The organism is Paraburkholderia dinghuensis (assembly GCF_003837865.1).
Lineage (GTDB): Bacteria > Pseudomonadota > Gammaproteobacteria > Burkholderiales > Burkholderiaceae > Paraburkholderia > Paraburkholderia dinghuensis.
Genome location: NZ_RQIS01000025.1, coordinates 14,497 through 33,163, shown reverse-complemented (window position 1 = coordinate 33,163; position 18,667 = coordinate 14,497). Strand labels below are relative to the sequence as shown.

Here is an 18,667-nt window from a genome sequence, read left to right as displayed (position 1 = left end):
TCACACCTTCTCCCATGGAGGACCGTTCACCGACACTCCGGCGGCAACCGTTGACAAACGACAAAAAACGCTACCGATACCCGCATGCATACGCTATGTCGGCTTCGGGGTGTTATGCAAAATAAACATAACGAGATAATCAAACGGCATTGGATTTCATGTGGGGCTTTTCTGACAATGGCACCACTTGTTCGATCGCTGGAGCGTTCATGTCATCCCAACTGCAGTCTGCTGCTTTGTCGTCGGTTCCCTCCTATCTCCACGCCGACGATCTCGGCCCCTGGGGCAACTACCTTCGTCAGGTCGATCGCGTCGCGCCGTATCTCGGCCCGCTCTCGCGCTGGCTCGAAACACTCAAGCGCCCGAAGCGCATCCTGATCGTCGACGTGCCCATCGAACTCGATAACGGCACCGTCGCGCACTTCGAAGGCTATCGCGTTCAGCACAATGTGTCGCGCGGTCCCGGCAAAGGCGGTGTCCGTTATCACCAGGATGTTACGTTATCCGAAGTGATGGCATTGTCCGCGTGGATGTCGGTGAAGAACGCCGCGGTGAACGTGCCGTATGGCGGCGCGAAGGGCGGCATTCGCGTTGATCCGCGAACCCTCTCGCGCGGCGAACTCGAACGCGTGACGCGCCGCTACACGAGCGAAATCGGCATCATCATCGGACCGAACACCGACATTCCTGCGCCGGACGTCAACACGAATGAGCAGATCATGGCGTGGATGATGGACACCTACTCGATGAACCAGGGCCAGACGGCCACGGGCGTCGTGACCGGCAAGCCCATCTCGCTCGGCGGCTCGCTCGGCCGCCGCGAAGCGACGGGTCGTGGCGTGTTCGTCGTCGGCTGCGAAGCGGCTCGGCGCACGGGGCTGAGCATCGAAGGTGCGCGCATCGCCGTGCAGGGCTTCGGCAACGTGGGCGGCATCGCTGCGCGCCTCTTCCAGGAAGCCGGTTCGCGAATCGTTGCGGTGCAGGACCATACCGGCTCGCTGTACAAGTCGGGCGGCATCGACTCCGTGGCGCTGCTCGAACACGTCGCGAAGACCGGTGGCGTGGCGGGCTTCGCTGGCGCCGATGTCCTCTCCAACGACGAGTTCTGGACCATCGAGACCGACATCCTGATCCCGGCCGCGCTGGAAAACCAGATCACCGAAAAGAACGCGCCGAAGATTCGCACGAAGATCATCGTGGAAGGCGCGAACGGCCCGACCACGACGGCAGCGGACGACATTCTTCACGACAAGGGCATCCTCGTGATGCCCGACGTGGTGGCGAACGCGGGCGGCGTGACCGTCTCTTACTTCGAATGGGTGCAGGACTTCTCGAGCTTCTTCTGGACCGAAGCGGAAATCAACGAGCGTCTCGAGCGCGTCATGCGCGAAGCGTTCGCCGCGGTCTGGCAAGTGGCGAGCGAGCAAAAGGTGTCGATGCGCACGGCGGCGTTCATCGTCGCGTGCAAGCGCATTCTGATGGCGCGCGAAATGCGCGGCCTGTATCCCTGAGTTTTATCGACGCTTGATCGACACGACATGGCGGGGGCACGTTTGCACCCGCTACGGAGCAGTAGTCAGGAGCGGACGGGACCTTGGCGGGGCCGTCCGCTTTTGCACATCCTGACGCAGCGCAGCAACCCGTGATGGACGGGGAGAACGCTTTCGCGCGGCCTTATTCTTTCAAATTTATTACTTTGCTACACTGCAAAGGTCGTTTTCTGCTCAGGAGTCAAAAGATGAAGATCAAAATCGCCGCACTCGCTCTCGCCACCCTCGGACTCGTTTCTGCGAGCGCCTACGCGCAGGACAGTGGCACGCTCAAGAAGATCAAGGACACAGGCGTCATCTCGCTGGGTCACCGGGAATCGTCGATTCCGTTTTCCTACTACGATGACAAGCAGAACGTGATCGGCTACTCGCAGGATTACGCGCTGAAGATCGTCGACGCTGTGAAGCAGAAGCTGAACATGCCGAACCTGAAGGTCAAGCTCGTGCCGATCACGTCGCAGAACCGCATCCCGCTCGTGCAGAATGGCACGGTGGATATCGAATGCGGTTCGACCACGAACAACGCAGAGCGTCAGCAGCAGGCCGCGTTCTCGAACACGATTTTCGTGATCGGCACGCGTCTCATGACGAAGAAGGATGCGGGCATCAAGGATTTCGCTGACCTGAAGGGCAAGACCGTCGTCACAACGGCGGGCACGACGTCCGAGCGTATTCTGCGCAAGATGAACCAGGACAAGAACATGGGCATGAACATCATCAGCGCGAAGGACCACGGCGACTCGTTCCTGACGCTCTCGACGGGCCGCGCAGTGGCGTTCATGATGGACGACGCGCTGCTGGCGGGCGAGCGTGCGAAGTCGAACAATCCGGGCGATTTCGTGATTGTCGGCACACCGCAATCGCGTGAAGCTTACGGCTGCATGATGCGCAAGAACGACCCCGAGTTCAAGAAGGTAGCCGACGACGCCGTCGCGAAGGTTCAGACCTCGGGCGAAGGCGAGGTGATCTACAAGCGGTGGTTCGAGTCGCCGATTCCGCCCAAGGGCCTCAACCTGAACTTCCCCATGAGCGACGACATGCGGGCGCTTTTCAAGAACCCGAACGACAAGGCGATCGACTAAGCGTTGCCCCCTCGCTAGTCGCACAATGGCCAGGAACGGAAGAAGCGCGGGAGTAGCGCAGCTTCTTCCGTTCTTTTTGTTGGAGACACAACATGTCTTACCACTGGAACTGGGGCATTCTCTTAAGCCCGGTCTCGACCGGCGAGCCCACGACCTATCTCGGCTGGCTGATCTCCGGCCTCTGGGTGACGGTCACGGTATCGCTTGCCGCGTGGGTGATCGCGCTCATCGTTGGGTCGTTCTTCGGCGTTCTGCGCACGGTGCCGAACAAGTGGGCCTCGGGCGCGGGCACCGTGTACGTCGCGGTGTTCCGCAACATACCGCTGATCGTGCAGTTCTTCATCTGGTATCTCGTGATCCCGGAACTGCTGCCGCCATCGCTCGGCAACTGGTTCAAGCAGTTGCCGCCGAACGTGCAGTTCTTCTCGTCGTCGATTCTCTGTCTTGGCCTCTTCACCGGCGCGCGCGTGTGCGAGCAGGTGCGCTCGGGGATCAATGCGCTGCCGCGGGGCCAGCGCGCCGCGGGTCTCGCGGTGGGCTTCACGCAATGGCAGACGTATCGCTACGTGTTGTTGCCGGTCGCGTATCGCATCATCGTGCCGCCGCTCACGTCCGAGTTTCTCAACATCTTCAAGAACTCGGCGGTTGCGTCGACGATCGGCCTGCTCGATCTTTCCGCGCAGGCTCGCCAGCTCGTCGACTACACGGCGCAGGCCTATGAGTCGTTCATCGCGGTCACGCTCGCCTACGTCCTCATCAATCTCGTCGTCATGTCGCTGATGCGCTGGGTCGAGGCGAGGACCCGGCTGCCCGGCTATATCGGAGGCAAGTGATGCATCATTTCGACTGGAGTGGCATTCCGGGCGCACTGCCTACTTTGTGGACCGGTGCGATCGTCACGTTCGAAATCACGGTGTGCGCGATCGTCGTGGGCATTCTGTGGGGCACGCTGCTCGCGCTCTTGCGGCTTTCGGGCATCAAGCCGCTTCAATGGTTCGCGCAGGGCTACGTGACGGTGTTCCGTTCGATCCCGCTCGTGATGGTCCTGCTGTGGTTTTTCCTGATCGTGCCGCAGTTGCTGCAAAGCGTGCTCAGTCTGTCGCCGAACATCGACATCCGGCTCGCCTCGGCGATGGTTGCGTTCTCGCTCTTCGAGGCGGCGTACTATTCGGAGATCATCCGCGCCGGCATTCAGGCAGTGCCGCGTGGACAGGTGAACGCGTCGTTCGCGCTCGGCATGCGCTACAGCCAGGCGATGCAACACGTCGTGCTGCCGCAGGCGTTTCGCGCGATGGTTCCGCTCCTGCTCACGCAGGCCATCGTGCTCTTTCAGGATACGGCGCTCGTCTACGTGATCAGTCTCGCGGACTTCTTCCGCACCGCGACGAATATCGGCGACCGCGATGGGACCACGGTCGAGATGGTGCTGTTCGCGGGCGCGTGCTATTTCGTCGTCTGTGTGATCGCTTCGGGCATCGTGAAAAGTCTTCAGAAAAAGGTCGCGACATGATTTCGATAAAGAACGTTTCGAAGTGGTACGGTCATTTCCAGGTGCTGACCGATTGCACGACGGAAGTGAAAAAGGGTGAGGTCGTGGTGGTGTGCGGGCCTTCGGGCTCGGGCAAGTCCACGCTCATCAAGACCGTCAACGGGCTTGAGCCGTTCCAGCAGGGCGAGATCCTCGTGAACGGCCAGAGTGTCAGCGACAAGAAGACCAACCTCTCGAAGCTGCGTTCGAAAGTGGGCATGGTGTTCCAGCACTTCGAGCTGTTCCCGCACCTGTCGATCACCGAAAACCTGACGCTCGCGCAAATCAAGGTGCTCGGCCGCAGCAAGGATGAAGCGACCGAGAAGGGGCTGAAACTGCTCGACCGCGTGGGCCTGCGCGCGCACGCGGAGAAGTTTCCGGGCCAGCTTTCAGGTGGTCAGCAGCAGCGTGTCGCGATTGCGCGAGCGCTCTCGATGGACCCGATCGCGATGCTGTTCGACGAGCCGACCTCGGCGCTCGATCCGGAGATGATCAACGAGGTGCTCGACGTGATGGTCGAACTCGCGCAGGAAGGCATGACGATGATGTGCGTGACTCACGAGATGGGCTTTGCGAAGAAGGTCGCGCATCGCGTGATCTTCATGGACAAGGGGCTCATCGTCGAGGACGACCGCAAGGAAGACTTTTTCGCGAACCCGAAGTCGGATCGCGCGAAGGATTTTCTCGCGAAGATCCTGCATTAAGGGGCTCGTCAAACCTGCCGCGTCGGGCTTTGCAGCCCGGCGTCGAAACAGGAAACGCCGCGCGGCTTTCGGGCCTGCGCGGCGTTTTGCTTTGAGCGTTTGTGCAGGTGGAGGCGCGCTATTCGCCCCAGGTCTGCATCGCAGCGGCGGCTTCGATGTCCACGGTTTGCGCGCCCGGGGGCGGACACGGCGCGCTCGCGGAGGCATCCGTCGACGGATTGTTCAGCTTGTCCAGCACCTTCTGCGGGACAGGAACGCTGGCGTGTGCAACCACGTCGCCGTGCTGGAACATCAGCAGATCGCCTGGCGCGAAACGCGTCCACACTTCGTTGTCGGTGAGCGGCGCAGTCGCGATTACAGCGACGCGGTCTTCAGGCGTCGTGTAGTTCGCGAAGTTGACGGTGACGTCGGCGTCGACGAGATGCGCGGTCGAAAACGGCCAGCGGCGCACGAGGTAGTACAGGTGAGTCGAGCAGTGCGCGAAAAGCGCCTGGCCGTTTGACATCAGAAAGTTGAATACGCCGAACTGCGTGATCTCGCGCGTGAGCGATTCGAGCGCCGCGAAGAGTTCGTCAAGCGGCGGCTGCGAACCTGGAAACGCGTTGCGCAATCCCTCCAGCAGCGCGCAGAAAGCGCGTTCGCTGTCGGTCGTGCCGACCGGCTGATAAACACCCGACATCGTGGGATTGAAGTCCTGCAGGTCGCCGTTGTGCGCGAAGATCCAGTGGCGGCCCCACAGTTCGCGCAGGAACGGGTGGCTGTTCTCGAGCAGGATGCGCCCTTGCGTGGCCTTGCGGATATGCGCGATGGTGTTGCGCGACTTGATCGGGTAGCGCTTGACCATCTCGGCGATCGGCGAGCGCGCAGACGCCTCGTGGTCGATGAAGAGACGGCAGGCCTTGTCTTCGAAGAACGCGATGCCCCAGCCGTCGGCGTGGTGGTCGGTGGCGCCGCCGCGCGCCGCGAATCCCGTGAAGGAGAACGTGACGTCCGTCGGCGCGGCGCAGTTCATTCCGAGTAGTTGGCACATGATGAATGCGTGATGCGGCGCGGCGTTGCAGCCCGACGACCCGGTACAATGATGATTTTCCAAGCATATCACCGGGCTGCGCGTTGCCAGCGCGAAATTTGTCGGATGGTTTTCGCGCGGCGTGCGAAGGGCGGTGGCTGTCGCTCAGACGCGACGCCGACGGTGTCGGGCGCTGCATCCGGTTTCGCTGGCGAAACTTGTTGAGGGTGCCGGATTGCGCCAGGTGGTTCGCACCGGGCGGCGCGCCACAAGCCGCAGGGTCGCGTAACGCACGCCATCCGCCCGTGTGCCTGCGCTTTCCTGTACTTCGCCCGGCGCTGGTTTGCCGATGTACCCGGCCGCTGTGCGTTTTGCCCGTTTTTGCCTTGCTTTAGTCCGTTATCCGCTGCATTCGATCGCCATGAACGCTTCTTCCCCGACGACTCTCACGCTCACCCGCCCCGACGACTGGCACCTGCATGTCCGCGACGGCGCCATGCTCGCGGCGGTGCTGCCGCATACCGCGCGCCAGTTCGGCCGCGCGATCATCATGCCGAACCTGAAGCCGCCGGTCACGACGACCGAACAGGCCGCTGCGTACCGCGAGCGCATTCTCGCGGCGTTGCCCGCGGGCATGCGTTTCCAGCCGCTGATGACGCTCTATCTCACCGACAACACGCCGCCCGACGAAATCCGCCGCGCGCGCGAAAGCGGCTTTGTGCATGGCGTGAAGCTCTATCCCGCGGGCGCGACGACGAACTCGGATGCAGGCGTGACCGACATCCTCAAGTGCGCAAAGACGCTGGAAGCGATGCAGGAAGCGGGCATGCCGCTGCTCGTGCATGGTGAGGTGACGAACGCCGACATCGACCTGTTCGACCGTGAAAAGGTCTTTATCGACCGTGTGCTGGCGCCGCTGCGCCGCGATTTTCCGGCGCTCAAAGTGGTATTCGAGCACATCACGACGAAGGATGCCGTCGACTACATCCGCGCCGATAACGCCGCCCCGGACCTGCTTGGGGCGACGATCACGGCGCATCACCTGCTGTACAACCGCAACGCTATCTTCCAGGGCGGTATCCGTCCGCACTACTACTGCCTGCCGGTGCTCAAGCGCGAGACCCATCGCGTCGCGCTCGTCGAGGCAGCGACTTCGGGCGACCCGCGTTTCTTCCTCGGCACGGATAGCGCGCCGCATCCGAAGGGGCTGAAGGAGCACGCATGTGGCTGCGCGGGCTGCTATACGGCGTTGCACGCGCTCGAACTGTATGCGGAGGCGTTCGACAATGCGGGCGCGCTCGACAAGCTCGAAGGTTTCGCGAGCTTCTTCGGCGCGGACTTCTACGGCCTGCCGCGCAGCACCGAGAAGGTGACGTTGCGGCGCGAGGCATGGACGTTGCCCGCCGAAGTGACGGCCGGTGACACGCCGGTCGTGCCGCTGCGCGGCGGCGAGACGATCGGCTGGAAGCTGGCCGCTTCGTGATCACCGAAGCCAGTCCGGCCGGGGCGGTGCGCCGCAGTCTTCCCGCCGCTGGTTTCGCGGATATCGACTGGGCGCGCCCGTGGTTCGCCCAGCACGAAACGCGCGGTCGGCGCTGGCAGCAGGCCGCACTGGCGGGTTATGGCCGCTATCTTGACGAGCTGAACGCCGATGCGCGTGCGTCGGCGCAGCGCACGGGGCGCGGCCAGCCGCTCGCTTTCATCGCACAGGACGATCTGCCCGAGGGCGCGGCCTACGAGGCGCATATTGCTGCGACCGGCTGCGTACCCACGCGCCATAATCTCCACGACTTTTTTAATGCGCTGGCCTGGTTCGCATTCCCGCGTATCAAGGCGACGCTGAACGCGCGCCAGTCGGCGGCGATCGATGTGCTGGGCGTTGGCCCGACGCGTGGCGATGCGCGCGATGCACTCACGCTCTTCGACGAAAACGCGGTGCTGTTCGTCTGCGCCGCCCCGGCGCTGTCTGCGGCGCTGCGCGGTTTCGAATGGGACACGCTGTTCGTCGCGGGGCGTGCCCATTGGGGCACGCACTGCGAAGTGCGCGTATTCGGCCATGCGCTGCTCGACAAGCTGATCGCACCGTATGCGGCGTGCACGGCGCACGCGTGGGTGGTCGACGCGCCAGCTCAATACTTCGTCTGGCCGCGAGCGCAGCGCGACGCATGGCTCGACGAGGTGGTGAGCACGAAGCTCGCCACTGATGCGGACCTCAATGGCCGTAGTTTTTCGCCGCTGCCGGTGCTCGGCATTCCAGGCTGGTGGCCGCAGAACGAAGACAAGGCGTTTTACGACGATACCTCGGTGTTTCGGCCAGGCCGTCGCGCGCGCTAGTGCCATCGCGCCGCGGCATTCGGTTGCCGTGCACATTGGTCTGACTGTGGGCCTGACTGCACCCGCCGTCGTTACATGCGGCGCTCACGCCGCCCCGACTCCCAGCGCGCCGCGCGCCTCACCGTGCTAAGATCGGCCCTCGCAAAGCAGGCCAGGCAGTCGCGGCTCCGGCGGTTTCGACCAAAGGAGGCGAGGAAAGTCCGGACTCCACAGGGCAGGGTGATGGCTAACGGCCATCCGTGGCGACACGCGGAACAGGGCAACAGAGAACAGACCGCCGATGGCCCGGCTACGGCCGGGATCAGGTAAGGGTGAAACGGTGCGGTAAGAGCGCACCGCGGCTACGGTGACGTAGACGGCACGGCAACCTCCACCCGGAGCAATTCCAAGTAGGCAGGCGCGCATCTTCGCGATGCAGGACGGGGCCCCCGTCTCGTCTGCGGGTAGGAAGCTTGAGCGCGCCAGCAATGGCGCGCCTAGAGGAATGGCTGCCACGCGCACGGCGCCGCAAGGCGCCGCGTGTGCACAGAATCCGGCTTATCGGCCTGCTTTGCCAATCTCATTACGCAAGAAAGCCGGCGCGGCGTAGTTCACAGTTGAACTCGACGCGCCGGCTTTTTTGTTCCACGCAGCGCCGGTGCGTGCCGCGGCGCGGGACCGACGGCGGGCTCAGGCCGCGACGATCTCGAACGAGTGCGTGATCTCGGCGGTCTTGCCCATCATGATCGACGCCGAGCAGTACTTGTCGTGCGACAGGTTGATAGCGCGCTCGACCGTTGCCGGGTTCAGGTTCTTGCCGGTCACGGTGAAGTGGAAGTGGATCTTCGTGAAGACTTTCGGGTCCTCGCTCGCGCGCTCGGCCTTGAGCGTCACGCTGCAGCCGCTGACGTCCTGGCGGCTCTTCTTCAGGATCAGGACCATGTCGTAGGCCGTGCAGCCGCCCGTGCCGAGCAGCAGCATCTCCATCGGGCGCGGCGCGAGGTTACGGCCGCCGCCTTCCGGTGCGCCGTCCATGTTGACGAGGTGACCGCTCCCCGTTTCGGCGGCAAATGCCATGCCATCCTGCCCCATCCAGCTAACTTTGCATTCCATGCGTGTGCCTCTGCCGGTTTTTCGATACAGACGGCATTGTAGCCCGCGCCTTACAAGTACGTCCGAGGGCGACGTGGCGACGGAGGGTGGTGTGCCGCGTTCAAATGCTGCGTCGCAGCATGGCCGGATCACGGTGAATTCCGCGCGATTATTTAGGGGTTTCGCTCTAGTTGCGGCACGTCATGCTTGGCGGGTTAAGCTATAAACCATTGATTTTAAAATAAATCTACATTTTTCTGCGATCGTCATGCGATTTCATATCGTGGCTTTGGATTTCGCAATGTAGTTTCTCTTGCGCTGCACAAAACAAATCCGTACAATGCGTCTCATTGGTTGTCGTGTTTTGCGACGCCTCAGCATGTCTCCTCCACCCTCCTCAACCAGGTGGATTAAGCCCGAGCGATTGCGTTCGGGCTTTTTTTCGTCTGCGTGTTTTTCACGCGGCGCCACCCAGCGCTTTCGCCCCGTTTTTCGAGCAACCGGCCCACACCTTCTTCGCGACCCGCAGAAATTTTGACGTTTCGGTAATTTTCCTTTTATAATCCAAGGTTTCCTGCACCCATGCCCGCGGGAAGAAGCAAACAGGGAGAGCCTGCGCCGGCGCCAACGAGCGTCACCATACAAGCAGGACCAAACAAAGGGCACAGTATATTTTTTGGATCGATCATGAAGACTTTTTCCGCCAAGGCACATGAAGTGCAGCGCGAATGGTACGTGATTGACGCGACGGATAAGGTTCTCGGCCGTGTCGCCAGCGAAGTGGCACGCCGTCTTCGCGGCAAGCACAAGCCTGAGTTCACCCCGCACGTCGACACTGGTGATTTCATCATCATCATCAACGCCGGCAAGCTGAAGGTCACGGGCAACAAGACCACGGACAAGAAGTACTACCGTCACTCGGGCTACCCGGGCGGTATCTACGAAACGACGTTCGGCAAGATGCAAGAACGCTTCCCGGGCCGTGCGCTCGAGAAGGCGGTCAAGGGCATGCTGCCGAAGGGCCCGCTCGGTTACGCGATGATCAAGAAGCTGAAGGTCTACGCAGACGCAACGCATCCGCACTCGGCCCAACAGCCGAAGGCGCTCGAGATCTAAGGGGAGCCCACATGATCGGTAACTGGAATTACGGTACGGGCCGCCGCAAGAGCGCCGTCGCTCGTGTCTTCATCAAGTCGGGCAAGGGCGACATCGTCGTCAACGGCAAGCCCATCGCCGACTACTTCTCGCGCGAAACGTCGCTGATGATCGTGCGTCAACCGCTGGAACTCACGAACCACGGCCAGACGTTCGACATCAAGGTGAACGTGACGGGCGGCGGCGAAACCGGCCAGGCCGGCGCAGTCCGCCACGGCATCACCCGTGCGCTGATGGACTACGACGCAACGCTCAAGCCGGCACTGTCGCAAGCAGGCTTCGTGACGCGTGACGCACGTGAAGTCGAGCGTAAGAAGGTCGGCTTCCACAAGGCACGTCGCCGCAAGCAGTTCTCGAAGCGTTAATCGCTTTGGGTTGCGCCCCAAATGGTGCGCAACTGCAAAAGCCGCCCGCGCGGAATGCGCTGGGCGGCTTTTTCGTTTTGTCAGGACCGCTGCACGTCGTGCTCACAAGCTGCTCACAAGCGCACGCAAAGAACCCCTTGATTTTGTGGGCATCAGCACGATATTTAGAAGAGCCCTACAATAGCGGCTAAAGCTTTTTTGGAGAGTTCGCATGAGCGCTGTCACCGAGACCCCTGTGACCGAAATGCCCAGTCCCTTCGTTTTCACCGAAGCGGCGGCTGACAAGGTCAAGCAACTGATCGACGAGGAAGGCAATCCGGACCTGAAGTTGCGCGTGTTCGTGCAGGGTGGCGGCTGCTCGGGCTTCCAGTACGGATTCACGTTCGACGAGACGATCAACGAAGACGACACCGTGATGGACAAGAACGGTGTGCAACTGCTGGTCGATTCGATGAGCTATCAGTATCTGCTCGGCGCGGAGATCGACTACAAGGACGATCTGAACGGTGCCCAGTTCGTCATCAAGAACCCGAACGCCAGCACCACGTGCGGTTGCGGCTCGTCGTTCTCGGTTTGAACGGACGCATTACGGTATGAAAAAACGGGGCATCATGCCCCGTTTTGTTTATCTGGGGCGCGTGTTTGCACGCCCTCCGCGCATTCAGCGCGGATAGATCGCGCCGAGCACGCGATCGCCTGCCGCACCGGTCACGGCCGCGAGACTTCCTGGCTCACGCGCGACACAGCGCATCGCCAGCCAGGCAAACGCCAACGGTTCCACATGATGCGGCGGTACACCGAGCGCATCGGTCGTCGCGACCGGCACGCCGTTCTTGCCGACCATCTCCAGTGCTTTTTGCAGTTCCGCCATCAGATGCGGATTGCGGGCACCGCCGCCGCAGACGTATACCGCGCGGCAATCCGGCGCGTGGCGTTCGATCTCACGCGCTACGCTCACGGCGGTCAGGGCGACGAGCGTCGCTTGCACGTCGGCGGGCGCGAGCGACTCAAAGCCCTTCAGCGCCGCATCGAGCCACTGCGCGTGGAAGAGATCGCGTCCCGTGCTTTTGGGTGGTTGCTGCGCGAAGAACGGTTCGGCGAGCAGCGTGTTCAGGAGCGGCTCGTGCACTGTGCCGCTTGCGGCGAGCTGGCCGTTTTCGTCGTACGGTTTGCCGAGGTGCCGCTCGGCCCAGAGGTCGAGCAAAGCGTTGGCCGGGCCGCAGTCGAATCCGCGTACCTCGCCCGTGTTCCGCAGAATCGTGATGTTGCTGATTCCCCCCAGATTGCAGACGACGCGCGTTTCCTCCCTGGACCCGAACACCGTCGCGTGAAAGGCCGGCACGAGCGGTGCGCCCTGGCCGCCCGAGGCGACATCGCGGCTGCGGAAATCCGCGATAACGTCGATACGCGTAAGTTCGGCAAGCAGTGCCGGGTTCTGGATCTGCACCGTGTAGCCCTTTTCAGGGTTATGCCGCACGGTTTGCCCATGCGCACCGATCGCACGCACCTCGCTGGAAGAAAGATTGCCCGAGCGTAGCAGTTCGTGGCAGCAAACCGCGTAGCGCGCCGCGAGCGCGTTGCCGGCCAGTGACTCGCGCTCGATTTCGTTGTCACCGGGCTGCTGCAGCGAGAAGAGCGCCTCGCGCAGAGTCTTCGTGAAGCCGACGAACGCCTCCGCCAGCACGACGGGCCGCCTGCCCTTTTCGAGCCGCACCGCGACGCCGTCGACGCCGTCCATGCTCGTGCCCGACATCAGGCCGAAATACACGCCGTCTGCGGCGTTGTCGCTGTTCTTTCGTTCGTCGTGTGGCGCCACGTTGTGCTCCTCCTCGAATGCGATATTCGTTTCCCGTCGTGGATTATCGACGTAATGGCGCGTGCACGTAAGCCGAACGGGCTAGTTGAGGCATTCGTGCGTCTCGTGTGACGCTTGGGGCTGGCCGCTTTTGCGCGAGCGGTGCCGGGGCGTGTGCGAGCTCAACTTGCAGACGGAGGGCGTGTTGACTGGGAGTCCGATCGTGCGTATAGTGTAACTGATCAGTATACGGAAAGATCGTTGCGCCAGCCACGCCCCGGAAAAGGACCAACCAATGTTCGATTCACTTCATCTGGGGAACCATGATCAAGTCGTGGAAGCACAAAGGGCTCAAGGAATTCTTTTTCACGGGAAGCAACGCAGGCATCTGTCCCGATCACGTATCGCGCCTCGCACGTCAACTGGCACGGCTCGATGTGGCGGAATCGCCGCAGGATATGAACGTACCGGGCTGGAGATGCCACGCGCTGGAGGGCGGGCTTGGCGGCTACCACTCGGTCAAGGTGAGCGGCAACTGGCGGCTCACCTTCGCGTTCGAAGGGCCCGACGCTATCCTGGTCGACTACCATGACTACCATTGAGGTGCTCTAAAGATGAGCGACATGATTCGCATGCACAATCCGCCCCATCCGGGCGAGACACTACGAGATGACATCCTGCCGGAACTGGGTCTGACCGTGACCGAAGCTGCGGCGCAACTGGGGGTCACGCGCGCGGCGCTTTCGCGCGTGCTCAACGGTCGCGCCGGCATTTCCCCGGAAATGGCGTTGCGGATCGAAGCCTGGCTAGGCGAGGAAAACGGCGGCCGCGCGGACCTCTGGCTCGCGCAGCAGGTAGCCTGGGACCTGTGGCAGGCGCGCTCGAAAGGTGTGCCGCGCGTGGCTCGTGCCGTCGCCCGTTCCTGAAACAACGCGTTTGTGACGGGCCGAGGGCCTTGAAACGTCGGTGATGCTGCTCGAATCACGTAAAATCGCGGTCTAAACCTGACTTTACGATCGACGCATGAGCACCGAGTCCTCCCAATCCAGTGGCACCCCCGCCTTTCCGGTCACCGACGAGGTTCGTCACGCGCTCGCCGTCACGAAGCGCGGCGTGGACGAACTGCTGATCGAAGAAGAATTCCAGCAAAAACTCGCGCGTAGCGCGGCCACGGGCAAGCCGCTGCGTATCAAGCTCGGCCTCGATCCAACGGCGCCCGACATCCACATCGGTCACACGGTGGTGCTCAACAAGATGCGCCAGTTGCAGGACCTCGGCCACACCGTGATTTTCCTGATCGGCGACTTTACCTCGCTGATCGGCGATCCGTCCGGCCGTAATGCGACGCGTCCGCCGCTCACGCGCGAGCAGATCGAATCGAACGCGAAGACGTACTTCGATCAGGCCGCGCTCGTGCTCGACCGCGAGAAGACCGAGATCCGCTACAACAGCGAATGGTCGATGCCGCTCGGCGCCGACGGCATGATCAAGCTCGCGTCGCGCTACACGGTCGCGCGAATCCTCGAACGCGAGGATTTCACCAAGCGCTTCCAGAGCGGCGTGCCGATCTCGATTCACGAATTCCTCTATCCGCTGATGCAGGGTTACGACTCGGTTGCGCTGAACGCCGACCTCGAACTCGGCGGCACCGACCAGAAGTTCAATCTGCTGGTGGGGCGCGAACTGCAGAAGCAGTACGGCCAGGAACAGCAGTGCATTCTCACGATGCCGCTGCTGGAGGGGCTCGATGGCGTCGAGAAGATGTCGAAGTCGAAGAACAACTACATCGGCATCAGTGAGAAGCCGAACGACATGTTCGGCAAGCTCATGAGCATCTCCGACGTGCTCATGTGGCGCTATTTCGAGCTGCTGTCGTTCCGTCCCATGGGCGAAATCGAGGGCTTCAGGCGCGAAGCCGAAGCGGGCCGCAATCCGCGTGACTTCAAGGTGCTGCTCGCACAGGAGATCGTCACGCGTTTTCACTCGCAAGCCGATGCCGAGCGCGCGCTCGAGGACTTCAATCACCGCGCGAAGGGCGGCGTGCCCGACGACATCCCCTCGGTGACCATCGCGGGTGCGCCGCTCGCGATCGGCCAGTTGCTCAAACAGGCGGGCCTTGTGCCGTCGACGAGCGAGGCACTGCGCAACATCGAGCAGGGCGGCGTGAAGATCGACGGTACGAGCGTATCCGACAAGGGCCTGAAGGTCGAGGCAGGCGAGTTCGTCGTGCAGGTGGGTAAGCGCCGCTTCGCGCGCGTGACGCTGACCGCGTGATGACGTTGCACCCGCAGGGACGGGGCCACGCGCCGCAGCCGGAGCGCGCGCGATGATCGCATTGATCCAGCGCGTGCGTCGCGCCGAAGTGCGTGTCGATGACAGCATCACTGGCGCGATCGGCCAGGGGCTGCTCGCGCTCGTCTGTGCCGAACGTGGCGACACGGAGGCCAACGCCGACAAACTGCTCGCGAAGCTGCTCGGCTACCGCGTGTTCAGCGATGCGGCCGGGAAGATGAACCTGCCGGTGCAGAACATCGACGGCAACGGCACGCCGGGCGGTCTCCTGCTAGTCTCGCAGTTCACGCTCGCCGCCGACACCAACAGCGGTCTGCGCCCGAGCTTCACACCCGCTGCGCCACCCGACGAAGGCCGCCGGCTCTTCGACTACTTCGTTGCTGCTGCACGGGCCAGGCACCCGGTGGTCGAAACGGGCGAATTCGGCGCCGATATGCAGGTGTCGCTCGTCAACGACGGCCCCGTGACCTTCTGGCTCCAGGTCCGCAATTGATTCTTCCGCGCGCCTCGTGCCCGCGCGCCACTTTATCCGACAATGGCGTCCCCTTTGCTGAGGATGCCTTCGTGAACCCCCGCGCCGCCCCATGACCACGCAAATCATCTTCATCCGACACGGCGAAACCGACTGGAACCGCATCAAGCGCATCCAGGGCCATATCGACATTCCGCTTGCACAGAGCGGCATCGACCAGGCGCAGCAACTGGGCAGTCGCATCGCTCGCGAGGCGCAGTCCGGCGCGCGGCTCGACGCGGTGTGGTCCAGTGACTTGATGCGCGCGCAACAAACCGCCCAGCCAGTCGCGCAGGCGCTGCAAGTTCCGGTTCAGCTCGCCCCAGGGCTGCGCGAGCGGAACTACGGCGCATTCCAGGGCCACGACAGCGACGAGATCGCCGCGCGCTTTCCCGACGAATACGCACACTGGCAGACGCGCGACCCCGGCTTCGCGCCGCCCGCGGGCGAATCGCATCGCGCGTTTTACCATCGCGTGCTGCACGCGCTCGAGCCGTTGATCGCCGCGCACCCGGGCGGGCGTATTGCGGTCGTCACGCACGGCGGCGTGCTCGATTGCGTCTATCGCTTCGCGCGCGGCCTGCCGCTCGACGCGCCGCGCAACTGGCCGCTCTTCAATACGAGCGTGAACATCGTCGATTTCGAGAGCGATGGTGCTGTCACGCAGGCGAGTGTTGTCACCTGGGGCGACGTCGAGCATCTGGGCGGTGCAAGCGCCGATGACGGCTTCAGGCGCGTGTGAACCGGAACGCTGACGCATCCGCCTCCCTTCATGTCTTGCAGCCACGACCGCAGGTGCAATGACTTTTTTGCGATAGCTTCAACTTGCCTCAGCAACGTCTTACGGCCCCATTCCGATTGCCAACCTGAAACAAGGGCGGGCTGATAACATTCTTCTGAGCTTTGCTCCGCTTCGGCCATCGGGTGCTCCGACGTTGTTTCCCCCGCGGCGGCGGGCGCCGGCCGCGCGTTATAGAGGACGCGCGCGTGCCGCGCCGGGGCGTGCAAAGGTTCAAATGCCAGGTAGTTTTCAAAAAAAGTCGCAGGAGATTCAAATGACGTTCAAGCTTCACAAGCTGCTGCCGGTCAGCGCCGCAGTTGTTGCGCTCGCAGCAATGTCCGCCAACGCATCCGCCGACCAGGTCGTCAAGATCGGTCACGTCGGCCCGCTCACCGGCGGTTCGGCGCACCTCGGCAAGGACAACGAGAACGGTGCCCGCCTCGCCATCGAGGAAATCAACGCGAAGGGCCTCACGATCGGCGGTCAGAAGGTCACGCTGCAGCTCGACGGACAGGACGATGGCGCTGACCCGCGTCAGGCCACCCAGGTGGCGCAGAAGCTCGTCGACGACAAGGTCGTCGCGGTGATTGGCCACCTGAACTCGGGCGCTTCGATTCCGGCTTCGAAGATCTACAGCGATGCGGGCATCGTGCAGATCTCGCCGTCGTCGACGAACCCGGCCTACACGCAGCAAGGCTTCAAGACGACCTACCGTGTCGTCGCGACCGATGCGCAGCAAGGTCCGGCACTCGCCAACTACGCAGCAAAGACGCTGAACGTGAAGAGCGTTGCGATCGTCGACGATTCGACCGCTTACGGCCAGGGCCTCGCGAACGAGTTCGAGAAGACCGCCAAGTCGCTCGGCCTGAAGGTGCTGTCGCATGACGCGACGAACGACAAGGCTGTGGACTTCCGCGCGATTCTCACGAAGATCAAGGGCGAAAACCCCGACGCGATCATGTACGGCGGCATGGACGCCACGGGCGGCCCGTTTGCGAAGCAGTCGAAGCAGCTCGGCCTGCGCGCGAAGGTGCTTTCGGGCGACGGCGTCTGCACGGAAAGCCTCGCGCAGCTCGCGGGCGCGGCAGCCGACAACGTCGTGTGCTCGCAGGCCGGTATGGCTCTCGAGCGCATGGACGGCGGTGCAGCGTTCGCAGCGAAGTACGAGAAGCACTTCGGTCACGCAATCGAATTCGATGCGCCGTTCACGTATGACGCGGTGTATATCGTCGTCGACGCGATGAAGCGTGCGAACTCGACCGATCCGGCGAAGATCCTCGCGGCGATTCCGGGCACCGACTACAAGGGCGTGATCGGCGAGACGACGTTCGACTCGAAGGGCGACCTCAAGCACGGCGTGATCTCGCTCTACAACTACAAGGCGGGCAAGAAGACGCTGCTCGACGTGGTGAAGATGTAAGACGGTGTGCGCCGCAAGGCGCACGGTGTCACGCGAATGCGTGACCGACGCGTGACGAAAACGGCCAACCGGCATTTGCGGGTTGGCCGTTCTGCTTTCAGGGCGCCTGGCGTTAGTGTGGCCTGGCCGCTGCTCGCCGCCGCGCCCGTTTCGATACGCCGTTGACGAGCGCCCAGCGCAGCACGGGCGCGACCGTGCGCATGCCCGGCCGCACGAGCGCGTGGCGCACGAAGGCAAAGCGATCGAAGCCGAGCACTTGCTGCGCGAACGGCGGCAGCAAGTCGATGCCGGCGTGCCGCATCAGCATGCCCGCCGGACGCATGGCTGGCCGCGGCGCGGGCGCGTTCATCAGCACGCGCACGACTTCGCGTGTGCGCTCGCTCGCCACCAGCTCGGGCTGCATCGCGCGCAGGTAAGCTGCGACCTCGGCGCGTGAAGCGGGTACGTCGGTCGCGCCAAGGAGCCGCGCGATGCGCGACGTCTCCTCGTAATACTGGTCCTGCAGCGCCTCCGGCAGTGAAGGGTTCACGTAGCGCAAATGCGCCGCGAGAAAACTCGACACTTCGGCCACATGCACCCAGGTCAACAACGCGGGGTCGCTTGCGCGATACGGGCGGCCGTCCGGCGCCGTGCCGGTCACGCCCTCGTGGATCGTCTTGACGCGCTCGATCAGCGCGAGTGCATCGGCGCGGCTGCCGTAGGTCGTGCCTGCGATGAACGTCGCGGTGCGGCGCAGCCGGCCGAGAATGTCGCTGCGGAACGTCGAGTGATCCCACACGCCCGCGAGCGCGAGCGGATGCAACGACTGCAGCAGGAGCGCGCTGACGCCGCCCGCCATCATCGACGCGAAATCGGCGTGCACCTTCCAGCACACGGCGTCAGGGCCGAAGAGGCCGGGATCACCAGGCGGCGCGGAGTAGTCGAGTTTCGGGCCGCTGCCCGTGGTGAGGTGAGTCACGCTCTCGGCGAGCACCATGCGCACGCGGTGCGCAAGCTGTGCGGCGAGCCCCGTGGGTTCGGGGGCGTCGTGGCGGCGGCCGGCGTGTTGTTCGGACATCGCGTATTCACTC

Annotated in this window: 20 protein-coding genes and 1 other RNA gene; 17 read left to right on the top strand and 4 right to left on the bottom strand. The window is 63.1% G+C overall.

Features of this window, described 5'->3' with window-relative positions; translation table 11 throughout:
• The first annotated feature begins 209 nt into the window (after window positions 1–209).
• The 5 genes from D1Y85_RS24585 to D1Y85_RS24565 all read left to right on the top strand — a co-directional run bounded on the left by D1Y85_RS24585 (window position 210) and on the right by D1Y85_RS24565 (window position 4,864).
• Complete coding sequence (locus D1Y85_RS24585; RefSeq protein ID WP_124153685.1) at window positions 210–1,511, top strand: Glu/Leu/Phe/Val family dehydrogenase; 1,302 nt, start codon at window positions 210–212, stop codon at window positions 1,509–1,511.
• 227 nt (window positions 1,512–1,738) lie between these two features.
• Window positions 1,739–2,632: a glutamate/aspartate ABC transporter substrate-binding protein gene (locus tag D1Y85_RS24580; protein ID WP_124153684.1), complete on the top strand. Its 894-nt coding sequence runs from the start codon at window positions 1,739–1,741 to the stop codon at window positions 2,630–2,632.
• 92 nt (window positions 2,633–2,724) lie between these two features.
• The gene (locus D1Y85_RS24575) at window positions 2,725–3,465 is read left to right on the top strand and encodes an amino acid ABC transporter permease (RefSeq protein ID WP_124153683.1); all 741 of its coding nucleotides are present in this window, start codon (window positions 2,725–2,727) and stop codon (window positions 3,463–3,465) included.
• Window positions 3,465–4,142, top strand: coding sequence for a glutamate/aspartate ABC transporter permease GltK (gene gltK, locus D1Y85_RS24570; protein ID WP_124153682.1), 678 nt, complete (start codon window positions 3,465–3,467; stop codon window positions 4,140–4,142). Before D1Y85_RS24575 ends, gltK begins: the two co-directional genes overlap by 1 nt.
• The gene (locus D1Y85_RS24565; protein ID WP_124153681.1) at window positions 4,139–4,864 is read left to right on the top strand and encodes an amino acid ABC transporter ATP-binding protein; all 726 of its coding nucleotides are present in this window, start codon (window positions 4,139–4,141) and stop codon (window positions 4,862–4,864) included. The genes gltK and D1Y85_RS24565 overlap by 4 nt, the downstream gene beginning before the upstream one ends.
• Before the next feature lie 118 nt (window positions 4,865–4,982).
• Here the strand turns inward: D1Y85_RS24565 and D1Y85_RS24560 are convergent, their stop codons facing one another.
• A complete protein-coding gene (locus D1Y85_RS24560) occupies window positions 4,983–5,894 on the bottom strand; it encodes a class II glutamine amidotransferase (protein WP_124153680.1) in 912 nt (303 codons plus the stop codon).
• A gap of 400 nt (window positions 5,895–6,294) precedes the next feature.
• On the opposite strand from D1Y85_RS24560, the gene pyrC reads away from it, so the two are divergent.
• The 3 genes from pyrC to rnpB all read left to right on the top strand — a co-directional run bounded on the left by pyrC (window position 6,295) and on the right by rnpB (window position 8,763).
• Window positions 6,295–7,356, top strand: coding sequence for a dihydroorotase (gene pyrC / locus D1Y85_RS24555; RefSeq protein ID WP_124153679.1), 1,062 nt, complete (start codon window positions 6,295–6,297; stop codon window positions 7,354–7,356).
• Complete coding sequence (locus D1Y85_RS24550; RefSeq protein WP_185219117.1) at window positions 7,353–8,207, top strand: DUF3025 domain-containing protein; 855 nt, start codon at window positions 7,353–7,355, stop codon at window positions 8,205–8,207. The genes pyrC and D1Y85_RS24550 overlap by 4 nt, the downstream gene beginning before the upstream one ends.
• A 143-nt stretch (window positions 8,208–8,350) precedes the next feature.
• Window positions 8,351–8,763: RNase P RNA component class A (gene rnpB / locus D1Y85_RS24545), an RNA gene on the top strand.
• 113 nt (window positions 8,764–8,876) lie between these two features.
• Here rnpB and D1Y85_RS24540 read toward each other — a convergent pair.
• Window positions 8,877–9,299, bottom strand: a complete 423-nt coding sequence (locus D1Y85_RS24540; protein WP_124153677.1) for an OsmC family protein — start codon at window positions 9,297–9,299, stop codon at window positions 8,877–8,879.
• A 666-nt stretch (window positions 9,300–9,965) separates the two neighbouring features.
• Here D1Y85_RS24540 and rplM point away from each other — a divergent pair.
• The 3 genes from rplM (at window position 9,966) to erpA (ending at window position 11,375) form a co-directional block, all read left to right on the top strand.
• Window positions 9,966–10,394 carry a 50S ribosomal protein L13 gene (gene rplM / locus D1Y85_RS24535; RefSeq protein WP_027795838.1) on the top strand — a complete coding sequence of 143 codons (429 nt, stop codon included), beginning with the start codon at window positions 9,966–9,968 and terminating at the stop codon, window positions 10,392–10,394.
• 11 nt (window positions 10,395–10,405) lie between these two features.
• The gene (gene rpsI / locus D1Y85_RS24530) at window positions 10,406–10,798 is read left to right on the top strand and encodes a 30S ribosomal protein S9 (protein ID WP_124153676.1); all 393 of its coding nucleotides are present in this window, start codon (window positions 10,406–10,408) and stop codon (window positions 10,796–10,798) included.
• 211 nt (window positions 10,799–11,009) lie between these two features.
• Window positions 11,010–11,375, top strand: a complete 366-nt coding sequence (erpA, locus tag D1Y85_RS24525) for an iron-sulfur cluster insertion protein ErpA (protein WP_124153675.1) — start codon at window positions 11,010–11,012, stop codon at window positions 11,373–11,375.
• An 84-nt stretch (window positions 11,376–11,459) separates the two neighbouring features.
• Here the strand turns inward: erpA and D1Y85_RS24520 are convergent, their stop codons facing one another.
• Window positions 11,460–12,614, bottom strand: a complete 1,155-nt coding sequence (locus D1Y85_RS24520; protein ID WP_124153674.1) for an anhydro-N-acetylmuramic acid kinase — start codon at window positions 12,612–12,614, stop codon at window positions 11,460–11,462.
• A gap of 302 nt (window positions 12,615–12,916) precedes the next feature.
• Here D1Y85_RS24520 and D1Y85_RS24515 point away from each other — a divergent pair, with 302 nt between their 5' ends.
• The 6 genes from D1Y85_RS24515 (at window position 12,917) to D1Y85_RS24490 (ending at window position 17,597) form a co-directional block, all read left to right on the top strand.
• Entirely contained in the window at window positions 12,917–13,195 is a 279-nt protein-coding gene (locus D1Y85_RS24515; protein ID WP_124153673.1) for a type II toxin-antitoxin system RelE/ParE family toxin, read from the top strand.
• A 21-nt stretch (window positions 13,196–13,216) separates the two neighbouring features.
• The gene (locus tag D1Y85_RS24510) at window positions 13,217–13,519 is read left to right on the top strand and encodes a HigA family addiction module antitoxin (RefSeq protein ID WP_124153706.1); all 303 of its coding nucleotides are present in this window, start codon (window positions 13,217–13,219) and stop codon (window positions 13,517–13,519) included.
• 97 nt (window positions 13,520–13,616) lie between these two features.
• A complete protein-coding gene (gene tyrS / locus D1Y85_RS24505; protein WP_124153672.1) occupies window positions 13,617–14,867 on the top strand; it encodes a tyrosine--tRNA ligase in 1,251 nt (416 codons plus the stop codon).
• A 52-nt stretch (window positions 14,868–14,919) separates the two neighbouring features.
• A complete protein-coding gene (gene dtd / locus D1Y85_RS24500) occupies window positions 14,920–15,378 on the top strand; it encodes a D-aminoacyl-tRNA deacylase (protein WP_124153671.1) in 459 nt (152 codons plus the stop codon).
• A 91-nt stretch (window positions 15,379–15,469) separates the two neighbouring features.
• Window positions 15,470–16,138 carry a histidine phosphatase family protein gene (locus D1Y85_RS24495; protein ID WP_124153670.1) on the top strand — a complete coding sequence of 223 codons (669 nt, stop codon included), beginning with the start codon at window positions 15,470–15,472 and terminating at the stop codon, window positions 16,136–16,138.
• Window positions 16,139–16,451: 313 nt separating this feature from the next.
• The gene (locus tag D1Y85_RS24490) at window positions 16,452–17,597 is read left to right on the top strand and encodes a branched-chain amino acid ABC transporter substrate-binding protein (protein ID WP_124153669.1); all 1,146 of its coding nucleotides are present in this window, start codon (window positions 16,452–16,454) and stop codon (window positions 17,595–17,597) included.
• A 112-nt stretch (window positions 17,598–17,709) separates the two neighbouring features.
• Here the strand turns inward: D1Y85_RS24490 and D1Y85_RS24485 are convergent, their stop codons facing one another.
• Window positions 17,710–18,654 (bottom strand): oxygenase MpaB family protein, encoded by a 945-nt coding sequence (locus tag D1Y85_RS24485; protein ID WP_124153668.1) that lies wholly within the window; start codon window positions 18,652–18,654, stop codon window positions 17,710–17,712.
• Window positions 18,655–18,667: the final 13 nt, after the last annotated feature.